7 protein-coding genes are annotated in these 7847 nt (G+C 50.0%); all 7 read left to right on the forward strand.

What is annotated here, in order from left to right; all coding sequences use genetic code 11:
• Positions 1-455 precede the first annotated feature (455 nt).
• The 7 genes from EKD02_RS10795 to EKD02_RS10825 are packed head-to-tail and all read left to right on the forward strand — an operon-like array spanning position 456 to position 7531.
• Entirely contained in the window at positions 456-1601 is a 1146-nt protein-coding gene (locus EKD02_RS10795) for an N-acetyl sugar amidotransferase (protein ID WP_126385241.1), read from the forward strand.
• The gene (gene hisH / locus EKD02_RS10800; protein WP_126385243.1) at positions 1598-2215 is read left to right on the forward strand and encodes an imidazole glycerol phosphate synthase subunit HisH; all 618 of its coding nucleotides are present in this window, start codon (positions 1598-1600) and stop codon (positions 2213-2215) included. The genes EKD02_RS10795 and hisH overlap by 4 nt, the downstream gene beginning before the upstream one ends.
• A gap of 3 nt (positions 2216-2218) precedes the next feature.
• Positions 2219-3004: an AglZ/HisF2 family acetamidino modification protein gene (locus EKD02_RS10805; protein ID WP_126385245.1), complete on the forward strand. Its 786-nt coding sequence runs from the start codon at positions 2219-2221 to the stop codon at positions 3002-3004.
• 18 nt (positions 3005-3022) lie between these two features.
• Positions 3023-4051, forward strand: coding sequence for a polysaccharide biosynthesis protein (locus EKD02_RS10810; protein WP_126385247.1), 1029 nt, complete (start codon positions 3023-3025; stop codon positions 4049-4051).
• Between the two features lie 3 nt (positions 4052-4054).
• The gene (gene wbjC / locus EKD02_RS10815; RefSeq protein ID WP_126385249.1) at positions 4055-5185 is read left to right on the forward strand and encodes a UDP-2-acetamido-2,6-beta-L-arabino-hexul-4-ose reductase; all 1131 of its coding nucleotides are present in this window, start codon (positions 4055-4057) and stop codon (positions 5183-5185) included.
• A complete protein-coding gene (wecB, locus tag EKD02_RS10820) occupies positions 5182-6318 on the forward strand; it encodes a non-hydrolyzing UDP-N-acetylglucosamine 2-epimerase (RefSeq protein WP_126385251.1) in 1137 nt (378 codons plus the stop codon). The genes wbjC and wecB overlap by 4 nt, the downstream gene beginning before the upstream one ends.
• A gap of 10 nt (positions 6319-6328) precedes the next feature.
• Complete coding sequence (locus tag EKD02_RS10825; RefSeq protein ID WP_126385253.1) at positions 6329-7531, forward strand: glycosyltransferase family 4 protein; 1203 nt, start codon at positions 6329-6331, stop codon at positions 7529-7531.
• Positions 7532-7847 lie beyond the last annotated feature (316 nt).

Genomic DNA, 7847 nt, shown 5'->3' on the forward strand with positions numbered 1-7847 from the left:
TCGGATATGTGACCCCGGAACAGATGCATCAGGACCTTGCAGCAGGGATTATCGCTGAAAGAAAAAGAGTATTGGGAAAGCAGCAGAAACTTCGTAAAATGTACTGGTCAGCAAATCAAACAACCGGAAGCGGGCTGTAGTTTATTGGAAACCCGTTTCGCGACATCATCCAAAAATCACGCCGTAACCCATAGTTCGCCTCCTTGTTGGATGCGACATCTATGTTAACACATAGGGGGCCTGGCCAATCTGACCTACAATATGATGCGCTGCATCCAGCTCAATAGGGTAATCCATGGCGCCTCCTTGGGTTAAGTGCGCCCAAGAGGCCGTTAATGGGGGCTTTTCAGCTCAAAATCAGTCAAAGAACAGTATTTTTCTAGATTGAATGTGTGCCAGCCAGAACTACCTGGCAGGAATGATATCTTAAAATTCAGTTAATCGAGGTGCCCTTAATGAATAACATTCCATATCAAGTCTGTACTAAGTGTATTATGGATACATCTGATCCGAATATTGGATTTGATGCTAGGGGCGTGTGTGATTATTGCAATAATTATGAAGGCAATATTCTTCCTAATTGGAAATTTACTGGGGAGTATGAGAAATCGCTTAATGTCTTAGCTGACAAGATCAGGAATGACAGTAAGGCTCATGATTTTGATTGTATCATTGGACTTAGTGGTGGATTAGATAGTTCTTATGCCGCTTATATAGTAAAGGAAAAGATGGGCCTTCGCCCGCTGTTATTTCATATTGACGCTGGATGGAACACGGATCAGGCTGTTGGAAATATTGAAAAGTTGGTCGATGGTCTAGGGTTGGACCTGTATACTGATGTTGTGAACTGGGAGGCAGTTAAACGCATGCAGATTGCCTTTATGCGTGCCGGTATTCCTGATCAGGATCTGGTGCAGGATGCGGCGTTCTTTTCCGGGCTATACAGGTTTGCGCACAAATATAACATTAAGCACATTATCACAGGCTCTAACTATTCGACGGAGTGCTGCCGTGAACCTGAAGATTGGGGGGGGTATTTAGGAATTGATACCACCCTATTTGGCGACATTTGGACACGGTGTGGTGATGGTAAGCCCAATGATGATTTTCCGTTGGTAGATATTCTTGTTTACAAACTTTGGTATCAAAAGGCGTTAGGCATGAAGGTGCACTATCCTCTCAATTTGGTTCCTTATGTCAAGAAAGATGCAGAGGATGAGTTGGAGCAACGCTTTGGATGGCAGCGGTTTAAGCATAAACACCACGAGTCGCGTTTTACTCGCTTTTATGAAGACTATTGGCTTCCTCGCCGATTTGGGTTCGAGAAGCGTCGAGCGCACTTCTCAAGCTTGATTATGACCGGCCAGATGACTCGGGACCAGGCACTGGAACGTATTTCTCACCCGGAGATGGATGAGCACTTCTTGAAACAAGAGTTTGAGTATGTTGCACATAAGTTAGGATTGTCAGTTGACGAGTTGCAACAACTCTTTGAACTGCCTAAAAAGACATATCGCGATTTTAATAACAAGCGTTGGTTGATTGGTATGGGTGCCAATGCCATGAGAATGCTTGGCTTAGAAAAGAGATATTTCCGATGATTTATATTATCGACTACGGCGTTGGCAATATTCAAGCGTTATTGAATTTGTTTAAGCGGTTAGGTATTGATGCGAAGCGTGCAGCTTCGCCTGATGCTTTGCAAGATGCCACGCGTTTGTTGCTGCCTGGCGTGGGGCATTTTGACCACGCGATGCAACGGCTGAATGATTCCGGCATGCGTTCAATTCTGGAAGAACTTGTTATAGGTGCAAAGGTTCCTGTGGTGGGAATATGTGTAGGGATGCAGATGCTTGCTCAAGGATCAGATGAGGGAACACTTGGGGGTCTGAATTGGATTCCCGGGCGTGTGCGTGAGTTTGCTCGTAACCCACGATGCGCTAATCTGCCTATGCCGCATATGGGATGGAATGATTTGCAGTCTCATGATGGCAGCAAGATGTTATTGCATGGTTTTGATGATGCCCCGCAGTTTTACTTTTTGCATTCATATTATTTCGATGCACAGGACAAGGCGGATGTTGTCGCTACTGCGCACTACGGTATCGATTTTGATGCAGTGGTATCGCGTGGGCACATCCACGGCATACAGTGTCATCCTGAAAAAAGCCACCACTGGGGTGAACAACTTTTGAAAAATTTTGTAGAGTTCTGAGAGATGTTACGCCCTAGAATCATCCCTTGCTTGCTGGTTCATCAAGGGGGTCTTGTTAAAACCCAAGGCTTTAAGGATCCGAAGTATGTGGGTGATCCCATCAATGCAGTCCGGATCTTTAATGAGAAGGAAGCAGATGAGCTCATGGTGCTTGACATTGACGCAACGGTCAATGGTGTGGCTCCAGACTTTGGCTTGATAGCTAAACTTGCAGCGGAATGCCGTATGCCTCTTTGCTACGGTGGTGGTGTGACCAGTGCGGCACAAGCGACTCGTCTTGTGGACATGGGTGTTGAGAAAGTAGCGATCAGTGCTGCTGCAATTGACAATCCTTCTCTGTTGTCCGAAATGGCTGTTGCAGTGGGTCGGCAATCTGCGGTTGCGGTTTTGGATGTGCGCAAACTTACCGGACTTTTCGCTAAAGGCTATGAAGTGTGTACGCGTAACGCAAAAACTAAACACAAGCTTGATCCAGTGACGCTGGCTATTGAGTTGCAGGATTCCGGGGCGGGTGAGATCGTCATCAATTCGGTGGACAGGGATGGGTTGATGCAGGGTTATGACTTGGATTTTGCCGCCCAAGTAAAGCAGGCGCTCAAAGTGCCTGTGACCTTTCTGGGTGGAGCTGGATCACTTGAACACATAGGCGAGTTGATTGGCCGGTTGGGGGTGATAGGTGCAGCTGCGGGTAGTTTGTTCGTTTTCAAAGGTAAATACCGTGCAGTGCTGATCAACTATCCAACTCCTGCACAGAAAGTACAGCTTTGCCGTAAAGCATTAACTATCTGACTAAATTATAAGCTTTGTATGTTTTCCAATAAAGTACTCTTGATTACCGGTGGTACCGGTTCTTTCGGTAATGCCGTATTGCATCGTTTCCTGAATTCTGACTTGCGTGAAATCCGCATTCTGAGCCGGGATGAAAAGAAGCAGGACGATATGCGAAAGCGTTACAATAATCCCAAGCTCAAGTTCTACATCGGGGATGTGCGCGATTATCAGTCAGTCTTGAGTGCCATGCGCGGTGTTGACTTTGTGTTTCATGCGGCTGCGTTGAAGCAGGTTCCTTCCTGTGAGTTCCACCCGCTTGAGGCGGTGAAGACGAATGTGCTTGGTACTGAGAATGTCCTTGAAGCCGCTATAAACTGTGGCGTTCAACGGGTTGTTTGCCTGAGTACTGATAAGGCGGTGTATCCTATCAACGCCATGGGTATCAGCAAAGCAATGATGGAAAAGGTGATCGTTGCCAAGTCGCGTTCGTCTGCGCATACTGTGATTTGTGCGACGCGGTACGGTAATGTTATGGCTTCTCGTGGTTCGGTCATCCCGCTGTTTACCAATCAGATCCGTGGCGGTCAGGCGCTTAGCATCACCGATCCGGCGATGACCCGTTTTATGATGACGCTTGATGATGCAGTGGACTTGGTGCTGTATGCTTTTGAGCATGGAATGCCAGGCGAGATTTTTATTCAGAAGGCGCCGGCTGCGACTATTGAGACCTTGGCTCTAGCGTTGACCGAGTTGCTCGGTAAGCCTATGCATCCGATCAACATCATCGGTACCCGCCATGGTGAAAAGCTGTTCGAGGCGTTGCTCAGCCGTGAAGAGATGGTCGCTGCTGAGGATATGGGTAACTATTACCGTGTCCTCCCTGACTTGCGTGATTTGAATTATGATAAGTATGTGGAACATGGTGAGGTAAAGATCTCTGATGCTGTTGAATATAATTCTCACAACACGACTCGGCTGGATGTTGAAGGGATGAAGGCGTTGCTTATGAAGCTGCGGTTTATGCAGGCTGCTGTACGTGGTGAGCAAGTAGAGGCTGAGGAATAAGCCATGAAGGTACTCATTACCGGTGCAAACGGTTTTGTGGGCAAGAACCTGCAGCTGCATCTCGCCGTGCGTCGTGATGTGGAGGTGGTTTGTTTTACAAGGGCGCATCATGTGGAATCGCTTCCCGAGATGCTGCGCGACGCGGACTTTGTCTTTCATCTGGCTGGGATCAATAGGCCGCAAGACCCGAAGGAGTTTGTAACAGGTAATGCAGAGCTGACTCATGTGCTTTGTACGGCAGTTGCTGCATGCGGGCGCTCAATTCCGGTGGTCTATACCTCATCCATACAGGCAGAGCGAGATAATCCATACGGGGCGAGCAAGCGTGCTGCAGAGGAGGCGTTGTTTGCATTACAGCGCAGTAATGGTAACCCGGTGCATGTGTTCCGTTTGCCCAATGTGTTCGGGAAGTGGTGCAGGCCGAATTACAATTCGGCCGTGGCAACCTTTTGCTACAATATTGCCCGTGGTCTGCCAATTCAGGTCAATGATCCTTCGAGTTCGTTGACGTTGGTGTATGTCGATGATGTGGTTGAGCGATTCATAGCGCTTATGGACGGTGCTGATTGCGATGTCGATGCAGATGGCTTCGAGATCATGCATCCTCAGTACACCATAACGGTGGGGGATCTGGCCCGTCAGATCGAGGCATTCAAGGAGAGTCGGTCGACATTGCTGACGGAACGTGTGGGCACAGGACTGGTAAGGGCGTTGTCTGCCACTTATTTAAGTTATTTGCCAAAAGAGTCTTTTGCTTATGAGGTTGCAGAGCACAGAGATGCTCGTGGTGTTTTTGTTGAAATGCTTAAAACACCCGATTGCGGGCAGTTTTCCTATTTCACCGCGCATCCCGGGGTGACGAGGGGCGGGCACTACCATCATAGTAAAACAGAGAAGTTTCTGGTCATCAAGGGGCTGGCCCGGTTCAGATTTCGCCACATGCAGACGGGCGAAGCATACGAACTGGTGACCAGCGGCGAGAAAGCGGAAATTGTGGAAACGGTGCCGGGCTGGACGCATGATATCACCAATATCGGTATGGATGAGATTGTGGTGATGTTGTGGGCAAATGAAGTGTTTGATCGAGAAAAACCAGATACCTACATCTGTCCTCTTATAAAAGAAGGTTCATGAAGAGATTACGAGTTGTAACCGTGGTCGGTACCCGGCCCGAGATTATTCGGCTGTCGCGGGTGTTGGCTGCATTGGATGAGCATTGTGACCACATTCTGGTGCATACCGGGCAGAATTACGATTATGAGCTGAACCAGGTGTTCTTTGAAGACCTTGGCGTTCGGAAGCCTGACCATTTCTTGAGCAGCGCAGCTGGGAGCAGTGGGGCGGCAGAGACAATCGGTAATCTGATTATCGCCGTTGACCAGGTGTTGGCTGAGGTGCGGCCGGAGGCGATGCTGGTCTTGGGGGATACCAATAGTTGTTTGTCGGTGATTCCGGCCAAAAGGAGAAAGATTCCAATCTTCCATATGGAGGCCGGTAACCGGTGTTTCGATCAGCGGGTGCCTGAAGAGACCAACCGCCGAATCGTTGACCATACTGCCGATATCAACCTGACTTATAGCACGATTGCGCGTGACTACCTGTTGCGGGAGGGGTTGTCTCCGGATCAGGTGATCAAGACTGGAAGCCCGATGTATGAGGTACTGCACCACTATTTGCCTCAAATTCAGGCTTCGGATGTCGTAACGCGGTTGCAGCTGGATGAGTATGGGTATTTCGTTGTCAGTGCCCATCGCGAGGAGAATATCGAGTCTCCGGTTTCGTTCAGTAAGCTGGTGGAGGTGCTGAACAGGGTTGCTGAAGAGTATGATTTGCCTGTTATAGTATCAACGCATCCGAGGACACAGAAAAGGGTGGATGCCACGGGGGCAAAGTTTCATCCAGCGATACGGTTGCTTAAACCACTCGGATTCCACGACTATGTACACCTGCAGATGCATGCCAAGGCGTCGCTTTCTGACAGTGGGACCATCAATGAAGAGTCCTCAATCTTGAACTTCCCTGCGCTCAATCTGCGTGAGGCTCATGAACGGCCTGAAGGGATGGAGGAGGCTGCGGTCATGATGGTGGGCCTTGAGGTCGAGCGGGTGATGCAGGGGCTTGCCATTCTTGAGTCGCAGCCTCGTGGAGAGGAGAGGGGGTTGCGACTTGTGGCTGATTACAGTATGCCGAATGTGTCGGAGAAGGTGGTGCGCATTATCCACAGTTATACGGATTATGTGAACCGCGTGGTGTGGAAGAAGTATTGAGGTTGGTTGTATGCGTGTTGCGTTGATTGCCGATACTTTTCCGCCGCTTCGGACATCGGGTGCGGTGCAGCTGCGCGATCTCTCCCGGGAGTTTGTGCGCCAGGGGCATAGGTTGACCGTTATGCTGCCTTCTTCCGACCTTGATCGGGCCTGGTCGCTTGAAGAGCGGGACGGGGTGGAGGTGCTTCGCTTGCGTGCTCCTCGAATTAAGGATATTGACTATCTGCGTCGGACGCTCGGAGAGCTTGTGATGCCTTTTTCGATGCTGCGTAACCTTCAGCGCAGTCCGTTTGCTACCGAGCGTTGGGACGGGGTGGTGTGGTATGCGCCCTCCATTTTCCATGGCCCGCTGGCCAGTGCATTGAAGGCACGGAGCGGGTGCAGGGGGTATCTGATCATTCGTGACATCTTTCCGGAGTGGGCCGTTGATATGAGGCTGATGGGGCGTGGTCTGCCCTATCTTTTTTTTAGGGCGATTGCCCGATATCAATATGCTGTTGCCGATATCATCGGCGTACAGACAGCGGGTAATCTCAAGTATTTTGAAGGATGGAGCAGAGGGGTAGGCCGAAAGGCGGAAGTGCTTCAGAACTGGTTGGGGCCGGTCGGGCATCTTGGTTGTTCTCTACGGATGGATGCAACCCCACTTGCAGGCCGCAAGGTGTTTGTCTATGCCGGGAACATGGGTGTTGCACAAGGCATGGATATCCTGCTTGATCTCGCGGAGCGGTTTCGTTTGCGTGAAGATGTCGGTTTTCTTTTTGTTGGGCGGGGGAGTGATGCGGGGCGTCTCGCTGAAGAAGCGAAACGGCGTGGGCTCTGTAATGTGCTCTTTCTAGACGAGATCGATCCTGATGAGATTCCGGGTCTGTATGCCCAGTGCCATGTAGGAATGGTGGCTCTTGATCCACGGCATCAGTCGCACAACATACCGGGAAAGTTTGTGACCTATATGCAGAGCGGATTGCCTGTTCTTGCTAACATCAATCCAGGTAATGACCTGGTTGGTATGATACGGAGGGAACGGGTTGGCAGGGTGAGTGAGGATAATGCAGTTGATACATTGTATCGGATGGCTGAGGAGCTGTTAGCCGAAGGTGAAGATGGCGCTGATGTGTCGGGGCGGTGCAGGGGGTTGTTCGAACGCCTGTTTTCTGCTGAAACGGCCGTGCGGCAGATTGTGTCGGCTTTGGGAGATGGTGCTGGCGGGTGAAAAGTGAAACCCTGTGCTGGTGCGGGTTTGGTTAGGTTGTGCCGCCGTGTGGAGAGCGGGGTGATATTGTGTTTGGTTGATCAGGCGCCTGCGAGATGCGGGCGTTTTTTTTCTTTATTGAAGTACTCCTCATCTATAGGAGACTTGTGTCGCCTTGTCGTATTGTAATCAGTGAACCATTTCAACAGTCCCCCCTATGTGTTAACATAGATGTCGCGTCCAACAAGGAGGCGAACTATGGGTTACTCGCATGCCGTAAGGCACAGTGTTTTAAAGAAAGTGCTGCCACCGGAAGGCCGGAGCATCGCTGAAGTCA

This window comes from Chlorobium phaeovibrioides, assembly GCF_003968655.1.
In the GTDB taxonomy this organism is placed as follows: Bacteria; Bacteroidota; Chlorobiia; order Chlorobiales; family Chlorobiaceae; genus Chlorobium; species Chlorobium phaeovibrioides.